19 protein-coding genes are annotated in these 17,605 nt (G+C 67.3%); 12 read left to right on the top strand and 7 right to left on the bottom strand.

All coding sequences use genetic code 11. The features are described from left to right. Positions 1-30: 30 nt before the first annotated feature. From ICJ04_RS04805 to ICJ04_RS04790, 4 genes are all read left to right on the top strand, one after another. Positions 31-549 (top strand): DUF2271 domain-containing protein, encoded by a 519-nt coding sequence (locus ICJ04_RS04805; RefSeq protein WP_188326413.1) that lies wholly within the window; start codon positions 31-33, stop codon positions 547-549. An 88-nt stretch (positions 550-637) separates the two neighbouring features. Beyond that, positions 638-1,441, top strand: coding sequence for a DUF4198 domain-containing protein (locus tag ICJ04_RS04800; RefSeq protein WP_188326412.1), 804 nt, complete (start codon positions 638-640; stop codon positions 1,439-1,441). 94 nt (positions 1,442-1,535) lie between these two features. Further along, a complete protein-coding gene (locus ICJ04_RS04795) occupies positions 1,536-2,495 on the top strand; it encodes an FAD:protein FMN transferase (RefSeq protein ID WP_188326411.1) in 960 nt (319 codons plus the stop codon). Beyond that, complete coding sequence (locus tag ICJ04_RS04790) at positions 2,492-4,099, top strand: flavodoxin domain-containing protein (protein ID WP_188326410.1); 1,608 nt, start codon at positions 2,492-2,494, stop codon at positions 4,097-4,099. The genes ICJ04_RS04795 and ICJ04_RS04790 overlap by 4 nt, the downstream gene beginning before the upstream one ends. Positions 4,100-4,113: 14 nt before the next feature. Here the strand turns inward: ICJ04_RS04790 and ICJ04_RS04785 are convergent, their stop codons facing one another. The 4 genes from ICJ04_RS04785 to ICJ04_RS04770 form a co-directional block, all read right to left on the bottom strand. Then, positions 4,114-4,713 (bottom strand): HutD family protein, encoded by a 600-nt coding sequence (locus ICJ04_RS04785; protein ID WP_188326409.1) that lies wholly within the window; start codon positions 4,711-4,713, stop codon positions 4,114-4,116. Between the two features lie 128 nt (positions 4,714-4,841). Then, positions 4,842-5,501, bottom strand: coding sequence for a murein L,D-transpeptidase catalytic domain family protein (locus ICJ04_RS04780; RefSeq protein WP_223203037.1), 660 nt, complete (start codon positions 5,499-5,501; stop codon positions 4,842-4,844). Between the two features lie 88 nt (positions 5,502-5,589). Further along, positions 5,590-6,648, bottom strand: coding sequence for a L,D-transpeptidase (locus ICJ04_RS04775; RefSeq protein WP_188326407.1), 1,059 nt, complete (start codon positions 6,646-6,648; stop codon positions 5,590-5,592). A 323-nt stretch (positions 6,649-6,971) separates the two neighbouring features. Then, on the bottom strand, positions 6,972-7,298 hold the full coding sequence (locus ICJ04_RS04770; protein WP_188326406.1) for a helix-hairpin-helix domain-containing protein: 327 nt from the start codon (positions 7,296-7,298) through the stop codon (positions 6,972-6,974). 343 nt (positions 7,299-7,641) lie between these two features. Between ICJ04_RS04770 and ICJ04_RS04765 the strand changes: the two genes are divergently transcribed. The 4 genes from ICJ04_RS04765 to murU all read left to right on the top strand — a co-directional run bounded on the left by ICJ04_RS04765 (position 7,642) and on the right by murU (position 11,284). Next, complete coding sequence (locus ICJ04_RS04765; protein WP_188326405.1) at positions 7,642-9,135, top strand: M20 family metallopeptidase; 1,494 nt, start codon at positions 7,642-7,644, stop codon at positions 9,133-9,135. Between the two features lie 91 nt (positions 9,136-9,226). Then, a complete protein-coding gene (locus ICJ04_RS04760) occupies positions 9,227-9,499 on the top strand; it encodes a GlsB/YeaQ/YmgE family stress response membrane protein (RefSeq protein WP_188326404.1) in 273 nt (90 codons plus the stop codon). A 52-nt stretch (positions 9,500-9,551) separates the two neighbouring features. Continuing rightward, complete coding sequence (locus ICJ04_RS04755; RefSeq protein ID WP_188326403.1) at positions 9,552-10,574, top strand: phosphotransferase; 1,023 nt, start codon at positions 9,552-9,554, stop codon at positions 10,572-10,574. Beyond that, entirely contained in the window at positions 10,571-11,284 is a 714-nt protein-coding gene (gene murU, locus ICJ04_RS04750; protein WP_188326402.1) for an N-acetylmuramate alpha-1-phosphate uridylyltransferase MurU, read from the top strand. Before ICJ04_RS04755 ends, murU begins: the two co-directional genes overlap by 4 nt. Before the next feature lie 435 nt (positions 11,285-11,719). On the opposite strand, the gene hda is transcribed toward murU, so the two are convergent. Genes hda through ICJ04_RS04735 form a run of 3 tightly spaced genes read right to left on the bottom strand, consistent with a single transcriptional unit; the run spans position 11,720 to position 14,732 of the window. Further along, entirely contained in the window at positions 11,720-12,430 is a 711-nt protein-coding gene (gene hda, locus ICJ04_RS04745; RefSeq protein WP_188326401.1) for a DnaA regulatory inactivator Hda, read from the bottom strand. Continuing rightward, positions 12,427-13,599, bottom strand: coding sequence for an AI-2E family transporter (locus ICJ04_RS04740; protein ID WP_188326400.1), 1,173 nt, complete (start codon positions 13,597-13,599; stop codon positions 12,427-12,429). The genes hda and ICJ04_RS04740 overlap by 4 nt, the downstream gene beginning before the upstream one ends. Beyond that, positions 13,596-14,732, bottom strand: a complete 1,137-nt coding sequence (locus tag ICJ04_RS04735; RefSeq protein ID WP_188326399.1) for a DUF2066 domain-containing protein — start codon at positions 14,730-14,732, stop codon at positions 13,596-13,598. Before ICJ04_RS04735 ends, ICJ04_RS04740 begins: the two co-directional genes overlap by 4 nt. Before the next feature lie 98 nt (positions 14,733-14,830). Between ICJ04_RS04735 and purM the strand changes: the two genes are divergently transcribed. The 4 genes from purM (at position 14,831) to purN (ending at position 17,573) form a co-directional block, all read left to right on the top strand. Beyond that, on the top strand, positions 14,831-15,892 hold the full coding sequence (gene purM / locus ICJ04_RS04730; protein ID WP_223203036.1) for a phosphoribosylformylglycinamidine cyclo-ligase: 1,062 nt from the start codon (positions 14,831-14,833) through the stop codon (positions 15,890-15,892). A 133-nt stretch (positions 15,893-16,025) separates the two neighbouring features. Continuing rightward, positions 16,026-16,466, top strand: coding sequence for a hypothetical protein (locus tag ICJ04_RS04725; protein ID WP_188326397.1), 441 nt, complete (start codon positions 16,026-16,028; stop codon positions 16,464-16,466). Between the two features lie 7 nt (positions 16,467-16,473). Then, positions 16,474-16,911, top strand: coding sequence for a hypothetical protein (locus ICJ04_RS04720; protein ID WP_188326396.1), 438 nt, complete (start codon positions 16,474-16,476; stop codon positions 16,909-16,911). Then, positions 16,908-17,573 carry a phosphoribosylglycinamide formyltransferase gene (purN, locus tag ICJ04_RS04715; RefSeq protein WP_188326395.1) on the top strand — a complete coding sequence of 222 codons (666 nt, stop codon included), beginning with the start codon at positions 16,908-16,910 and terminating at the stop codon, positions 17,571-17,573. Before ICJ04_RS04720 ends, purN begins: the two co-directional genes overlap by 4 nt. The last annotated feature ends 32 nt before the right edge of the window (positions 17,574-17,605 follow it).

Here is a 17,605-nt window from a genome sequence, read left to right as displayed (position 1 = left end):
CTTCCCGTCCCCTCCCTGCTGGAGCCGCCCATGCGCGTCACCCTCACCATCGCCCTCAGTGGCCTGCTGGCCACCTCGCCGGCCTACGCAACCACCCTGGACATCACCGTCGAGGTGCCCAAGCTCAACGTTGCCGAATACCACCGGCCTTACGTGGCAGTGTGGCTGGAAGGGGCCGACCAGAAGGTCGCCGCCAACCTGTCGGTGTGGTACCAGCAGACCGGCAACAGCGAAGGCCATGGCACCAAGTGGTTGCCGGACCTGCGCCAGTGGTGGCGCAAGAGCGGGCGCACGTTGGAGGTTCCCGTGGACGGTGTGACCGGCCCGACCCGCCCGGTCGGCACGCATGCGCTGTCATTCAAGGACAGCCAACCGGCGTTGAAGCAGCTTGCGCCGGGCAACTACACCCTGGTGGTGGAGGCAGTGCGCGAAGTCGGCGGCCGCGAGCTGGTCAAAGTGCCCTTCACCTGGCCGGCGAAGACCGCGCAGGCCGGCTCGGCGCAGGGCAGCACCGAACTGGGCAAGGTCACGCTGGCAGTGAAGCCCTGATCCCTTACGTCCTGCGGTCGGATCCGGTTCGCGTAGCAACCGGGCCCGACCTCTACCGCACTTTTTCTTCTTCCGGAGTCACACGCCCATGAAGCGCACGCTCGTTCTCGCCGCCGCCCTGGCCGCCGCCCTTCCCTTCTCTGCCCTTGCCCACAAGGCATGGCTGCTGCCGTCGCAGACCGTCATCGCCGGTACCGACCCGTGGATCACCGTGGACGCTGCGGTGTCCAACGATCTGTTCTACTTCAACCACGTGCCGATCCGCGTGGAATCGGTGGTGGTGACCGCGCCGGATGGCAGCACCGCAGCGCCGCAGAATGGCGCCACCGGTAAGTTCCGTAGCGTGTTCGACGTCGAACTCAAGCAGGCCGGCACCTACCGCATCGCCTCGGTCAACGATGGCCTGTTCGCCACCTATGAACTGAACGGCGAACGCAAGCGCTGGCGCGGCAACGCGGCGACGTTCGCCGAGCTGCCGAAGGAGGCGAAGAACCTGCAGGTCTCCCAGTCGGTGGGCCGCGTGGAAACCTTCGTCACCAACGGCGCACCCAATGCCACGGCGTTGAAGCCGACCAACAAGGGCATCGAGCTGGTTGCCGCAGGCCATCCCAACGACCTGTTCGCCGGTGAAGAGGCCACGTTCCGCGTGCTGGTCGACGGAAAGCCGAGCGCTGGCCTGGAGTTCGAGATCGTCCGCGGCGCCACGCGTTACCGCAATGCCCAGGACGAGATCAAGGTCACCAGCGACGCCAAAGGCGAGATCAAGGTGACCTGGCCGGAGGCCGGCATGTACTGGCTGGAAACCGGCACCGAAGACAACAAGACCTCGGTGAAGCAGGCACAGAAGCGCCGCCTGAGCTACGTGGCCACGCTGGAAGTGCTGCCCCAATAACGTCGATACCGGTGGGTGACGGCCACGCACCGTCACTGCAGAATGGGTTGCCGGGCACTGCCCGGCGCTACCGGAAACACGTACACCGATCCCGATGACCGCTTCCCGCTTCGATTCAGCCCGCCTCGGCGGCACCACCATGGGCACCACCTGGAGCGCTTCGCTGGTCGTGCCCGGAACCCGTGACCTGCACGCGCTGCATGCCGGCATCCAGTCCCGGCTGGACCGCGTCGTGGCGCAGATGAGCACGTGGGAGGCCGGTTCCGATGTGAGTCGCTTCAATCGGGCGGCAGCGGACACGTGGCACCGCATGTCCCCGCAGACGCGCACGGTGGTGGACTGTGCCTGCGACATCGCCCGGGCCAGCGACGGTGCATTCGATCCTACGATCGGCCCCTTGGTTGCGTTGTGGGGATTCGGTGCGCACGCTGCGCCGCGCGGCCGCCCGGATGATCGCGCACTGGCCGCCACCCGCGCACGCTGCGGCTGGCAGCAGGTGCAGTGGAACGACGACGCGCTGCTGCAACCCGGCGGGCTGGAGCTGGACCTGTCTGCAATCGCGAAAGGCTTCGGCGTGGATGAGGTCGTGCGTTGGCTGCGCACGCAGGGCGTCGAAGCGGCGCTGGTCGAGGTGGGCGGCGAGCTGCATGGCTACGGCGGCAAGCCGGACGGCACGCCGTGGCGCGTGCTGGTGGAATCCGCACCGGACGAGGACGCGACCACGCCCACGCCGCCCCGCGTGCTGGCGCTGAGGGATCAGGCCGTAGCGACCTCCGGCGATCGCTGGCACCAGTACCAGCACGATGGCGAGCACATCAGCCACAGTGTCGACCCACGCAGCGGCCAGCCCGTACGCCGCGCGACCGCAGCGGTCACCGTGGTCGCCCCGACGGCCATGCTCGCCGATGCGTGGGCCACCGCACTGACGGTACTGGGCGTCGATGCCGGACTGGCCCTCGCCACGCGCCTGCACCTGGCCGCGCGCTTCCTTGAACGCAGTGCGGACGGTCCACGCGAACAGCTGTCCCCGGCATTTGAAGCCTTGCTGCCATGAACCTGCGTCCATCGCGTGCGCTGCTCGGCAATGTGCTGGTGATCGGCGCCTTGCTGCTGATCGCCGCCCTCCTGCTGCGCCTGCACGTGGACGACAGCGGGTGGCAGGTTGCCCCGCGCCCGCGTGACTGGCAATGGGCCGTCACCAGCCTGCTGGCCTACGTTGGCCTGTGTGGCGTGCTGTGGTGGCGTATGCGCCCGCGCATCGAACGCGTGGACCCCAGCCAACGGCCCGTGCTGGTCGTGTGGGCCAGCCAGACCGGCTTTGCCCTGCAGTTGGCCGAACGCACGGCCGATGCCCTGCGCAGTGCCGGGCTTGCCGTCCGCCTGCGCAGCATCGAAGCGCTGGATGCCACGTTGCTGGCGCAAAGCGATCGGGTGTTGTTCGTTGCCAGCACTACCGGCGAGGGCGATCCGCCGGATCACGCCGCGCCTTTTCTACAGCGCATGGACCAGCCCATGCCGGGCCTCGCGCACCTGCAGTACGGCGTGCTCGCGCTGGGGGATCGCAGCTATGACCACTACTGCGCGTTCGGCCATCAACTGGATGGCTGGCTGCGCCGACACGGTGCACGCGCGATGTTCGATACCGTCGAAGTGAACAATGCCGATCCAGCCAGCCTGCGCCATTGGCAACAGCTGCTCGGCCAGCTGGGGGGGGCACCCACCGAACAACCCGACTGGACCGCGATCGACTACCAGCCATGGACGCTGGTGCAACGCGAACATCTGAATCCCGGCAGCGTGGGCGGGCCGGTGCACTGGCTGCGCCTGCGGCCTCCTGTCGACCAGGCCGACGTCCGCTGGCAGGCCGGGGACATCGCCGAGATCGGCCCACGGCATGCACCTGCAGTGGTCGATGCCTGGCTGCGGTCGCACGCGCTGGACGGGGACGCGCGGCTGGATGACGGCCAGACCCTGCACCAGCACCTGTCCCGCTCGCACCTGCCCGGCGTGACCGCAGGCGGTGATCTGCCGACTCTACTTTCCCTCCTGCAGCCATTGCCGCACCGCGAGTATTCCATTGCCTCGGCCGCGCACGAGGACGCCGTCGACCTGGTGCTGCGCCGCCAGGTGCGCGATGACGGCACCCCGGGCATCGGCAGCGGCTGGTTGTGCGACATCGCGCAGCTGGGGGACACGATCGACCTGCGGGTACGCCGCAATCCGAATTTCCATGGCGTTGCCGCAGACGTCCCGTTGATCCTGATCGGCAACGGCACGGGTATCGCCGGCCTGCGTGCGCACCTGCGCGAGCGCGACGCCGCAGGCGCCAGCCGCAACTGGCTGCTGTTCGGTGAACGCAGTGCCGCCCACGATTTCCACTTCCGCACAGAGCTGGAGCAGATGCAGCAGCGCGGCATGCTGGAGCGGTTGGACGCGGTATTCAGCCGTGATGGCGCGCCGCACCGGTACGTGCAGCACCGCTTGCAGGCAGAAGCGCCGCTTCTGCAGCGATGGGTGGACGACGGCGCAACGATCCTGGTCTGCGGCAGCCTGCAGGGCATGGCGCCGGCAGTGGACGCGGTGATCGAAGAAGTGGTGGGGGCAAAACGCAAGGACGCCCTGGTGGTCGCCGGGCGTTACCGACGCGACGTGTACTGACGCAGCGCGACGGACTATCCCGATACCCGGATCGCCAGCAGCTCGCCACCGCCGTGCAACGCGTATCGCGTGCGCTCACCTGCCGCCAACCACGCCGTATCGCCCTGCTGCATGGAGGGCAAACCACTATCCGCGTCCAAAGCCGCCTGGCCGGCAAGCAGGTGGATGGCCCACGCGACGGTGGGCTCGGTGAAGAAATACATCGGCCCCACGACGGGACGGTGCAGTACCTCTGCGGTTAGCAGGCCGCGTCGCCACATCAGGTTGAAATCGTGGGTGACGCCGTCGACCAGCTCGCCGTGCAACGCGTCCTCGCCGGCAAACCGTACCCGTCCATGCGGAGGCAGCACCTCCTGTACGCGACCATTATCGAAGCGCAGGCGGACCCCATTGCCGTGCAGCAGCACCAGCTCGCGCTCCACGCCCGGGAAGGTCGAGAATGCAGCGTCGCGTTCGATCTCCGCGATGGACAGGCGCAGCGCCCAGTCGTCGCCTGTTGGCGGTAAACGCAGGATTTCCCGCGTCCATCCCAAGCCATTGCGCCAGCGCTCGCGACGATAATCGACGCTGTGGATGACCTGGGTGGGATGCTGCAGCGTGGTGGCGATGTCCATCCCGATAGTGTGCCGTGTCCTATGCCAGAAACGGTAGCGCCGACGGTAGAGCCGACTTCAGTCGGCTGCTTGCCCGCGGGATGACAGAGCAGCCCGCCGGATGCAGGAGCAGCCGACTGAAGTCGGCTCTACCGCTGGGCCAGCGCGCCGCCGCAATCGGCGTCCAGCAGCTGGGAGCGCTTCAGCCAGTCCTGGTCCGGGTAATACGCGAACACCATCGTGCCGCCACTCAACGCATCGATCAGTGGCTTGGCGACTTTCAGCCGTACCGCTGGACAGCCGAGGCTGCGGCCGAGACGGCCCTGCATCCGCGCCATCGTCGGATTCACATAGGGCGCGCCGTGGATGACGATGGCACGCTCGCGTGCGTGGTCATTGAAGCCCGGTTCGAGCCCGTCCAGCCGCAGCGAGTAGCCGTTGCCGCCGACATACGTTTCCTGTGCGGTGAAGGCCCCGATGCTGGACATGAAACTCCCTTCCCGGTTCGAGAAGTGCTCGGTACGGTCGGCACCGCTGTTGCGCCCATGCGCCACCCATTCCTCGAACAACAGGCGCTGGCGTCGCAGATCGAACACCCACAAGCGTTGCTGGGTGGACGGTCGCGAGTAGTCGATCACGCCCAAGCGGTCCGGCACCACCCCCAGTTCCGGCCGGCGCAGCGCACAGCGCATTGCGCTGGCCGCCAGTTGCAGCACCTTGCGGTCGGCATTGGGCGCTACCCGGGCCAGGATGGCGCCGAGGTCAGCACTGGCGCCCGGCGATGGCCGGGACTGGGCGTAGGCAGGCATGACGCAGGCCGACAACAGGCCGACGGCAGCCAGCCAGTGACGGCGTGGCGGTTTCATCAGAGCAGTGAGGCGCTATCGGACACAGACGTTACAGGGTGGACCCGACCGGCTCGGATTCCAACACCGGCTGCATGCCCGGTTCAGCCGCGCTTGGGCGCACCGCCGGCAACGAGGTCACCAGCAACGTGGTGCCCGGAACCAGCGCCGCGTAGAGGTGGCGGGCAAAATCCGCGGGGAGGGCCATCGGCAGCGACGGCGTCGCCAACAGGTCCGGCGAGGCGTCTGCTGCCGCTTGGCCGAGCAACGGATAGGCCGTCCAGCGGTGCAGACGCTGGTGGTTGTCCAACGGACTGGGGGTATCGGTAAACCCTTCGCCCATCACGAACAACGTGGTGCCGGCAAACGCGGGCAAGGCGGACGCCTCCAGCGGCGATTCACCGATCAGCACACCGTCGCGCAGCACGTAGACGCGCTGATCGTGCAGGCTGACCAATACGCCGACCTGGCCGACCGGCGCCGCGGCGTCGTTCCAGTACGCGCCCGTTGCGTCGGTGGTGGACACTTCGGAAAAGGCCACGCCACGGCTGCTGACCGGGGCCAGCACCGCGGGATAGGCCAGTGTCATCGGCGAACTCTTGGCATCGGCGACCACCACGGTATCGCCGCGCTGGGTCGCGCTGAACAGCTTCTGCGCGAAGGCCTGAGGCAGGCGGACACAGCCGTGCGACGCCGGATGCCCGGGCAGCGCCCCGCCGTGCAGCGCGATCCCATCCCAGGTCAGCCGCTGCATGTAGGGCATCGGCGCGCTGTTGTACAGATTGGACCGATGGTCTTTGTCTTTCTGCAGGATGGTGAAGACCCCGGTCGGGGTCTCGTGGCCTGTCTTGCCCGAACTGACCGTACTGACGCCGATGGCGATGCCATTGCGGTACACATACGCCCGCTGCTCATCCAGGCTGACCACCAGCACGATGGGGCCGGACGGTGAAATCTCGGGGTGCCAGAGATACTCGCCCGGCTTCAGATCGGTGGGCCCGCGGACCGTGGCCTCGACCGGTGCCGGTGCCGGCTTCTGCGCGAAGGTCGTCGCAGGAAGGGCCAACGCGACGGCGCTGGCGAACATCAGGGAACAACGCAGCAGTCGCATCGGTAACGTCATCCAGGGCGTGGGGACTCCACGCTATCGTGTCCGGTCGCCGGAAAGAAGATTGCCCGGCGACACACCATGTGTCGTACCGGGCAACTGTCACATCCGTGTCGACCTCCTGCCGCCCCGCGCATCCTGCGATGGGGGCAGCGTGCTCCGTGCACGGAGGTCGCGATCATCCCTGGCTGTCTATCCCAGCCCCTTCCACAGGTCTGTGATGCCACCCTCCTGGTGCAGTTGACGCCTCCCTGCGCCGGTCGCTGCCGTCACGTCCCGTGACCGGCCCTGATCCACCTCCTGTGGATCGCGACAATCCCCTTGTGTCATCGCCTGGGTACGGAGCGCACCGGTACCGCTCCGGGTACCGGATCCACCGATGACGTCCTGTCACCGAGGGTGATCCGCTGTCGATTCCGTTCGACGATTCCTTTCCCTATGCCTTTCACCTGCGTCAGGTCCTCGACGCGATGAAAAGGCCCGTGCTGCTGCCTGTGCTCGACGATCGCGGCGGCCCGGCTGGGCCCCACCATCGTCAATCCCTGCTGCAGTGCAGTGGCATCTGCGAGGTTGATGTCGATCCGCTCGGCCGCGAAGGCCTGACCGATCCACAGTCCCAGCAACAGTGCCCTTGACACGATCCACCAAGGCACGACGTTGTTCTCCTTGTGATCCGGACCCGTTCCGACCGTCTTCCCGTCGGTTCGAAACAGTGTCCGTCACCACATGTGCACAGCCTATCGTCCACTGACATTTCTAACAGCCAGCTAAATACCCGACGTCGTGTAGGAAAACCCCTACCCCCTTGAGCGCCAGCTGACAGGCCAGTCACGACAACGGCCGGCGCGTGAGGCCCCGTCATGGCGGTACGTGCGTCCGTGGACAGCGGGTCGGTCAAGGCCGCCCCTCACCGCGCCCGCTCCACCGGGCCCAGCGGTCGCCCCATCGCGGCCAGCGTAGAATGGGCGGATCAGTCATTTACAACCGGAGTTCCTGATGGACAGCGCCAAGCTTGGCCACTATGTCGACAAGAAGTGGGATGACGAAATCGTCCCGCAGTTGGTGGACTACATCCGCATCCCCAACAAGTCGCCGATGTTCGACGCCAACTGGGTGCAGAACGGCTACATGGAGCAGGCCGTTGTCCTGATGGAAACCTGGGCCCGCGCGCAGGACATCCCCGGCCTGAAGGTCGACGTGGTGCGCCTGGAAGGCCGTACGCCCCTGCTGTTCCTGGAGATCCCGGCCAGTGGCAGCGAGACCGGCGATGACACCATCCTGCTTTACGGCCATCTGGACAAGCAGCCGGAAATGACCGGCTGGGATGATGATCTGGGTCCGTGGATCCCGGTACTGCGTGACGACAAACTGTACGGTCGCGGCGGCGCTGACGATGGCTACGCGATCTTCGGCTCGCTGGCCGCCGTGCTGGCGCTGCAGGCCCAGGGCCTGCCGCATGCCCGTTGCGTGATCCTGATCGAAGCCTGCGAAGAGTCGGGCAGCTACGACCTGCCCGCTTACGTGGACCACCTGGCTGACCGCATCGGCAAGCCGTCGCTGGTGGTCTGCCTGGATTCGGGCTGCGCCAACTATGACCAGCTGTGGTGCACCACCTCGCTGCGTGGCCTGACCGGCGGCAACTTCTCGGTGAAGGTGCTCAACGAGGGCGTGCACTCCGGCGATGCGTCCGGCGTGGTGCCGTCCAGCTTCCGCTTGCTGCGCCAGTTGTTGTCGCGCATCGAAGACCAGGACACCGGCCGCATCCTGATCGACGGCATGCAGGTGGAGATCCCCGCCGAGCGCCTGGAGCAGGCCAAGCGCGCTGCCGACGTCGTGGACACCGCCATCTTCGACAAATTCCCGCTGGTCGACGGGCTGAAGCCAATGAACGACGACCTGACCGAACTGGTGCTCAACCGCACCTGGCGTCCGGCGCTGTCGGTGACCGGTATCGGCGGCATGCCGACGCTGGAATCGGCGGGCAACGTCCTGCGCCCGCATACCGCGGTGAAGCTGTCGCTGCGCCTGCCGCCGACCGCCGATGGCAAGCGCTGCGGCGAGCTGTTGCAGGAAGCCTTGCTGAGCGATCCGCCGAATGGCGCGGAAGTGACCCTGGATCTGGAAAAGGCGTCCAGCGGCTGGAATGCGCCGGCGTTGTCGTCGTGGCTGACCCAGGCGATCGACGATGCCAGCCAGACCTTCTTCGGCAAGCCGGCGATGTACATGGGTGAAGGCGGATCGATCCCGTTCATGGGCATGCTGGGCGAGAAGTTCCCGGGTGCGCAGTTCATGATCACCGGCGTGCTCGGCCCGCATTCCAATGCACACGGTCCGAATGAGTTCCTGCATATCCCGATGGGCAAGAAGGTCACCGCCTGCGTGTCCAAGGTGATCAGCGAACACCATGCGGCCAGCCTGCGCGGTGAGACCAGCGGTTCGCCGGTGGCCGCCGACAGCGGTACCCGCCACGGCGACCACGGTTGCTGCTGATCGGTTGCTGCTGATCTGACGCGGAGGTGCCCGCCGGTGGCTGGCACCTCCCGTAGACTGGGCTGACCTTTTTCTCGTTGGAGTCCCGCGCATGGACGGTTTGTTCGGCAGCACCAGTTGGCTCTACATCATCCTGGTCGGTTTCGTTGTCGGATTGCTGGGTCGCTTCTTCATGCCGGGCAACAACCGCATGGGCTGTCTGCTGACCATCGTGCTGGGCATTGTCGGCGCGTTGCTGGCAGGCTGGTTCGGCCAGTACATGGGCTGGTACGCCGCCGGTGAGCCCGCCGGTTTCCTGGGCGCCGTGCTGGGTGCCGTTGCCGTACTGGCGCTGCTGCGCCTGGTCAGCGGCGGCCGGCGCTGAATTCTTTTTCCTTCTCGATGCTGGTGCCTGCGGGTGCCCGGATGTTTCCTGCATGAACGATCCTGCTTCCCATCCCGAGCGCGCGGCGCAACGTCTGCAGTGGGCGCGCCTGCGCCTGGACGATGCGACGGCTGTGCTGGAGCGCGCATCGGTCGATGCGGGCATGCGCAGTTACTGGCGCGCCACCGGCCGCACCGGCACCCATATCGTCATGGATTCCCCCCCGGGCCTGGAGGATGTACGGCCGTGGCTGCGCATGCGCGGTCTGCTGGCCGCGCAAGGTCTGCGGGTTCCTGCCGTGCTGGCCGAAGACCTCGAGGCCGGCCTGCTGTTGCTGGAAGACCTGGGCGGCCCCACCCTTGCCAAAGTCATCGCGGCGGACACCGCGGATGCGTGGTTCGAGCGCGCGATGGATCAGTTGCTGGCCCTGCAGCAGATGCCGGTGCCGGATGATTTCGGGCGCTTCGGTGAAGCCCTTCTGCAGCGCGATGCGGGCCTGTTCGACACGTGGTTCCTGCAGCGCCATCTCGGCATCACGCTGGATGGCGATGACGCGCAGCAGCTGCAGCATGTGCAGCAGTTGCTGATGGACAACGCGCTCGGCCAAGCACAGGTGATGACGCACCGCGATTTCATGCCGCGCAACCTGATGCCCGTCGCCGACGGCCCGGCGGTGCTGGATTTCCAGGACCTGGTGCGCGGCCCCATCGCGTACGATCCGGTGAGCCTGTTCAAGGATGCGTTCCTGAGCTGGCCGCTGCCGCAGGTGGATGGCTGGCTGGCACGCTATCACCAGCGCGCGCACGAGGCCGGCCTGCCGGTGCCGACGCGGGAGGTCTTCCTGCGCGACGCCGATTGGTTGGGCATCCAGCGCCACCTGAAATGCCTGGGCATCTTCAGCCGGCTGCGCTACCGCGATGGCAAGGGCCATTACCTGGACGATGCACCACGTTTCATTGCGTACCTGGACGAAGTGCTGCCGCGTTACCCGGAACTGGCCGGACTGCAGCACCTGTTGGACACGCGCATCAAACCCGCGATGTCAGCGCTGTCCGAGCCGGCGATGGCACGATGAGGGCGCTGATCTTCGCGGCGGGGCTGGGCGAGCGCATGCGCCCCCTGACCCTGCACACGCCCAAGCCGCTGCTCAGCGTCGGTGGCAAACCGCTGATCGTGTGGCACCTGGAGCGGCTGGCGGCGCTCGGCATCCGCGACGTCGTGCTCAATATTTCATGGCTCGCCGAGGCCTTCGCGCCGGCCCTGGGCGATGGCAGCCAGTGGGGCGTACAACTGCACTTCGTCAACGAAGGCGACACGCCGTTGGAGACCGGCGGCGGCATCCTCAATGCCCTGCCCATACTGGGTGACACGCCGTTCCTCGTGGTCAACGGCGACATCTGGACGGATTTCGATTTCGCCACGCTGCCACGCGAACCGACGGGCCAGGCGCATCTGGTGATGGTGGACAACCCGGCGCAGCATCCGAGCGGCGATTACCGCCTTGATGCCACCGGCGTGCTGCACCATGACCGCGCCGGCGAGTGCCTGACCTACGCCGGCATCGGCGTCTACCGGCCATCGATCGTGGACGACTGGCAGCAGGTGATCGGTACCGCACCGGGCAGCGAGCGCACGCCGCCGCGCTTCAGCGTGGTGCCGCTGCAGAAGCATTTCATGGCGCAGGGACGGGTCAGCGGGCAGCACCATCGCGGCCGGTGGACCGACGTGGGCACGGTGGAGCGCCTGCGTGCGCTGGATGCGGAGTTGGGTCGGTCGAACGGGTGAGACCCCCTCGCGGGTGGCGCCTGCAAGCCGCAGCTGAGCTTGGCGACGGGCGGTGGGGCTGGGCGGGGGACGGCAAAAGCCGCTCCTGCGTGCCTCGTTTCGCGCCATCCATGGCGCTCAACGCCCCCGCGCAGCCCCACCGCCCGTCGCCCTGACAGGTTCCCGGTGCCGCCAGCCGCGTATGAAAAAAGAAGAAAAGCGGTAGCGCCGACCCATGGTCGGCGAGCGCAGCGGGCCGTTGGCGGAAACATTCCGCCGACCATGGGTCGGCGCTACCGCGGACCTCGTTGACCCGTCTGGTGGAGGGAGCCCCTGAGTCAGGGGCGGCCGCGAAGCGGCGGGGTGTGGGTGCTGGTGAGACGGGGCCCATGGTTTGCGAAGCAAAGCGTGGGAGCGGCAGCGCGAATGCGATGACGTGGACCCCCGGCCACAGCTTTAATACCGCGGGCGGCCGTCTTCCAGCACTTGCCGCAGGAACGGTACGGTGATGCGCCGCTTGGCCGCCAGCGATTCCCGGTCCAGCCAGTCCATCAGCGTGATCAGCCCACCCAGCTCACGGCCGGAGTGCGATAGCAGCCAATCGATGGACGCCTCGTCGATCGACAGCCCGCGGCGCAGCGCGCGGTCCCGCAGCACCGCCGCGCGTCCTTCTTCGTCGAGCGCCTGCAACACCACCCGCACGCACTGGCCCAACCGCGAGCGCAGGTCGGGCAGTACGAGCCCGAGATCGGCCGGTGCCACCTGCGCGGTGTACATCACCGTCGTACCGGCAGCGCGGGCACGGTTGTGGAAATCAAACAACGCCACTTCGTCGTCGCGCGATCCGGCGATTGCATCCAGGCCATCCAGCACGACCAGATCACGCTGCTCCAGGCCTTCCAGTGCAGCGCGCACACGGCCGGTGACGGCTGCCAACGGCACGTAGGTCGGCGTCCGACCGGCCTGCTCGGCACTGGAACACGTCGCCAGCGCCTGATGGGTCTTGCCGGTGCCGGCCGCCCCTTCCAGATAGACCCAGTCCTGGCTCGCCCCCACCGCGATCGCGCGCAGCTGCGCCAGCGCACCGTCCGGCGCGCCGATGAAGGTTTCCAGCCGTTCGTCCTGCGGGTAATGCAGGGCCAACGGAAGCTGCGGTACCGCGCTCACTTCGTCTCCGGGCCCTTCGGCGTGGTGTCGATGATGATGGTGGGCTTGTCGATGTACGAATCCAGCACGATGGACGGCTTTTCGCCGGCGTACAGCTCACTTTCGCGATAGCGCTGGTGGGCGTAGCGCAGCAGCACGTTGCTCACCGCCGCGACCGGCAGCGCCAGCAACATGCCCAGGAAGCCGAACAGCTGGCCACCGGCCATCACCGCGAAGATCACCGCGACCGGGTGCAGGCCGATCTTGTCGCCGACGATGCGCGGGGTCAGCACGTAGCTCTCCAGCAGCTGGCCCACCGTGAACACCACGCCGACCAGCAACAGCAGCTTCAGGTCGAAGCCCTGCGACTGCACCAGGGCGGCGACCACCGCCATCAGGATCCCGGTGGTGGCGCCCAGGTAGGGAATGAAACTGATCAGGCCGGCGATGATGCCGATCAACAGACCCAGGTTCAGGCCGACCAGGGTCAGGCCACCGGCATAGATCACGCCAAGCGCGATCATCACCAGGAACTGGCCACGGATGAACGCGCCGAGCACGTCGTTGGACTCGCGCGCCAGCTGGGTGATGGTGCCCACATGATTGCGCGGGATGACCGAGCGTACGCGCTCGACCAGCAGGTCCCAGTCACGCAGGAAATAGAACGCCAGGATCGGCAGCAGCAGCAGGTTGACCACCCAGGTCACCATCGCAAAGCCGGAACGCTGCACGTAGCCGAAGAACTGCTTGGCAATCCCACCGGCTTGCTGCCAGTGGCTGCGGATGTAATCCATCACCCGCTCCGAATCCAGCCACTGCATCACTTCCAGGCCGGTCTTCTGCTCGAACCAGGGAATGCCCTTCTCCATCAGCCAGGCCTGCGCCTGCGGCGCCGAAGCGATCAGCGTGCTGATCTGCCGTTCGATCATCGGCACCAGGATCAACAGCAACGCGGTGATCACCAGCACCATCGCGACGAACACCAGGATCACGCCGGTATTGCGCGAGCGCCCGGTCGCTTCGATCCGATCCACCAGCGGATCGCCCAGCCAGGCCAACGCCAGGGCCAGCACGAAGGGGGTCAGGATGGGCGCCAGCAGCCACACCACCCAGCCGATCAACAAGGCCACCGCGACGAACTTGACGCGTCGCAGGAAAAGGGCGATTTCCGCCTCGGGGGTGTGGATCATCGCAGGCGGTACTCGTTGCTGGCCGGGGCCGGGTTCTGTTCGTCGCCTTCCAGGGTGATCGCCACCGGCGCGACCGGCACCAGGATGCCGTCTTCGCCCAGCATGCGGTTCAACCCGGCCAGGCCGGTGGTCATTTCAAGATTCAGTTCCAGGCGGCTGCCCACCGCGCGCAGCGGGATGGCATCACGCACCACCGGCACTTGGCGCAGACCGGCTGCCATGCGCATGTAATCGTCCGCACTGTCGATGCCGGTCACCACGATACGGTAGGTCCCGGCCTGGCCGGTTGCGGCTCCGGCCTTGGCATAGCGGCGCACCAGTGCGTCGGCGGCACCGTCGGCGCCGGCAGCCATCGCGCGCATCGCGTTCGCATCCTTGGTGGTCCATTTGTTCAGCTCGCGGCCGTTGTCGACGAACACCCAGTCCGCCGTCCAGCCGCCGTCGGCGCGGTACAGCTTGCCGATCAACTGCATGGGCGGGGCGTAGCGTGCCGATGCCCGGGCCACCGCGCCGCTGTCCTGGCGCCAGATCGCACCGACCAGCGCCTGCTCGGCCGTGCTTCCCGCAGGCAGGCCCAGCTTGTAGCCGCGCTCGACCGCACGCGCCAGCACCGGGCGCACCGCATTGGCCTGCGGCACACTGACCAGCCGCGGGCCGCTGCCGTCATCGATGGCCAGCCACAGCACGGGCTTGGGACGCGGCTGCGGCCACACGGGCAAGCCCAGCGCGGCCACCATGGCATCCACATCATCCTCGCGGAAACGGGCCACCAGCAGGGTACGGAAGCTGGGCGCACCGCTCACACCGGTGCTCTGGTCCTGTTTGTAGTCATAGCTCTGCACGTAATCCTTGGCATTGCGCAGGGCCTGCACCACGCCCGGTCGGGCCGTGATGTTGCGGTCGCCGGACAACTTGCCCAGCACTTCGGCCAAGGCGCGCGACATACCGCCATTGCGGTCCGCGTCGCTTTGGCCACGCACGGGCACCTCGGCCTCGTACGCGCCGCTGGCGGTTGCCACGTCTCCTTCGGTGCGCATGCCGCTCTGCGCCAAGGCAGCAAAGGGCAGGCACGCTGCAAGAAGCAGGGTGAAGAACGTGGTCCTGAGGGGGCTGCGGGGCATCTGGACTTCCATTGGCTCGACGTATCCGGGGAGATTGTTGCCCGAATAGGGTCTTTGCGCCAACGTGGCCTGTTAAAATCGGGATCTCACCCTTGCCAGCGCCGACGCCCGTGACCAACAGCCCGTCCTCCGCCCCTACGCCCCTTACCTACCGCGACGCGGGTGTCGACATCGATGCTGGCAACGAACTGGTCGAGCGCATCAAGCCGCTGGTCAAGCGCAGCTTCCGCCCCGAGGTGATGGGTGGGCTGGGGGGCTTCGGTGCGCTGTTCGACCTGTCCAACAAGTACCGCGAGCCGGTGCTGGTATCCGGCACGGACGGCGTGGGCACCAAGCTCAAGCTGGCCCAGCAGTTGGGCCGCCACGACACGATCGGCATCGATCTGGTCGCGATGTGCGTGAACGACGTGCTGGTGCAGGGCGCCGAGCCGCTGTTCTTCCTGGATTATTTTGCCACCGGCAAGCTCGACATCGACACCGCCGCAGCGGTGGTGGGCGGCATCGCCAATGGCTGCACCGAGGCCGGTTGCGCGCTGATCGGCGGCGAAACCGCTGAAATGCCCGACATGTATGCCCCAGGTGAGTACGACCTGGCCGGCTTCACCGTGGCGGGCGTGGAAAAGAGCGAGTTGAAAGACGGCGCCAGCGTTGCCGAAGGCGACGTGCTGATCGGCATCGCCTCCTCCGGGCCGCACTCCAACGGCTACTCGCTGGTGCGCCGCATCTATGACCGCGCCGGCCAACCGGCCGATCTGGTGCTGGACGACGGGGTGCAGCTGGTGGATGCGCTGATGGCGCCGACCCGCCTGTACGTGAAGCCGATCCTGGCACTGCTCAAGACCCACGGCGAAGCGATCCACGGCATGGCCCACGTCACCGGCGGCGGCCTGACCGAGAACATCATCCGCGTGGTGCCCGAAGGCCTTGGCCTGGAGATCGACGCGAAGAGCTGGACCCTGCCGCCGGTGTTCCAGTGGCTACAGCGCGAAGGCGCGGTGGCCGATGCCGAGATGTGGCGCACCTTCAACTGCGGCATCGGCTTCGTGCTGATCGTGGCGGCGGATCAGGTCGCTGCCGTGGCCGACGCCGCCGCAGCGCAGGGCCTGCAGCACTGGACCATCGGCACGGTCGTGCCGGCCGTGGAAGGCGCCGAGCGCGTGCATATCGGCTGACCTGCGCGATAGCGCCCGGTAGCGCCGAGCCATGCTCGGCGGACTGCCTGAAACGCCCGCTGCGCTCGCCGAGCATGGCTCGGCGCTACCGACGCCGGGGCCCCTGCCCCATACGGCCACCAAGGAGACCGCCATGTCCACCACGCCCCTGAGTGCGCAGGACGCTGACCATCTGCGCCTGCTGTCGATCTTTCATTACATCGTGGCCGGGATCACCGCGCTGTGTTCGCTCATCCCGGTGATCCACCTGGTCATGGGCCTGGCCATCGTCACCGGCAAGCTGCCGATGGAAAGCCAGCAAGGCAACGAACCGTTCGACCCGCGCCTGTTTGGCTGGTTCTTCGTTGCGTTCGCCGGTACGTTCATCGTCGGTGGTCTCACCCTGGCCGGCTTCATCGCCTATGCCGGGCGTTGCCTGGCACAGCGCCGCCGCCACCTGCTGTGCATGGTCGTGGCCGGCATCGCCTGCTGCTTCATGCCCTTCGGGACGGTGCTGGGGGTGTTCACCCTGATCGTCCTGCTGCGCCCGTCGGTCAAGGCCGCGTTCGGCGTTGCTCCCGTTACCCAAGCCTGAGGCCCGGATGTCCGCCACACCTCCCCCGTTGAATGTCCCGCGCGGCTGGACGTCGATGCAGGTCGCCTCGCACCTGCACACCCTGAAAATAATGTTCTATGTGCTGGGCGGACTGGAGCTGATCCTTGCCGCATTCCTGCTGCTGGCGACGGTGGCCGGCTATGTCAGCGAGCCCCCCGGCAGCGGCCCGGACGCCGCACCCCTGCTGCTGTTCGTGCTGCTGGGAGCAGGCACGGCCACGTTCGCCGCGCTGGGCGGGTTGAGCATCAAGGCCGCAGGCTGCATGGGCGCGCGTCGCCAGCATCGGCTGTGCCTGATCGTCGCCGGCCTGGCCTGCCTGACCGGAGCGCTGGGCATCGCGCTTGCGGCCTATGCGCTATGGGCGCTGTTGCGCCCGGAAGTGGTGGCCAGCTTCGACGGCACCGGCCGCGCGGTCGCCGCATGACCCGGCCTGCCCGCATCGCCGTCCTGGCATCCGGCCGGGGCAGCAACCTGCAGGCCATCCTCAATGCGATCGCACAGGGCGTCCTGCAGGCCGATGTCGTGGGGGTGTTCTCCGACAAGCCGGACGCCGCCGCCCTTCTGCGCGTTCCTGCGGCACAGCGATGGGCGGCGGCACCCCGTGGGTTCGCAGATCGTGCCGCGTACGAGACCGCCTTGGCCGATGCCGTTGCAGTCAGCGCACCGGACTGGATCGTCTGCGCGGGCTACATGCGCATCCTGGGGCCGGCCTTCGTGGCGCGCTTCGATGGGCGACTGGTCAACATCCACCCCTCGTTGCTGCCGTTGTACAAAGGCCTGCACACCCATGCGCGCGCGCTGGAGGCCGGCGACACGCAGCATGGTGCGAGCGTGCACTTCGTCGTGCCGGAGCTGGATGCAGGCACGGTGCTGGCACAGGCGCGGGTTCCCGTCCACGCTGGCGATACCGCCGAAATGCTGGCCGCGCGGGTGCTGGAGGTCGAGCATCCCCTGCTGATCGCCAGCCTGGTGCTGCTGGTCAGCGGACGCGTAGCTGAACAGGGAGGTCAGCTGCAGCTGGACGGTCACCCCCTTTTCAGCCCGCTGGTCCTAGATTCGTCGGGTGTGCTGCGCTCGCCCCTCTGAGCTGAACACGCGCCACTGACCGTGGCGCTGGC

This window comes from Stenotrophomonas sp. 169 (genome assembly GCF_014621775.1).
GTDB lineage: Bacteria > Pseudomonadota > Gammaproteobacteria > Xanthomonadales > Xanthomonadaceae > Stenotrophomonas.
The sequence above is the reverse complement of the archived record's forward strand: the minus strand, read 5'-3'. Positions and strand labels throughout refer to the sequence as shown.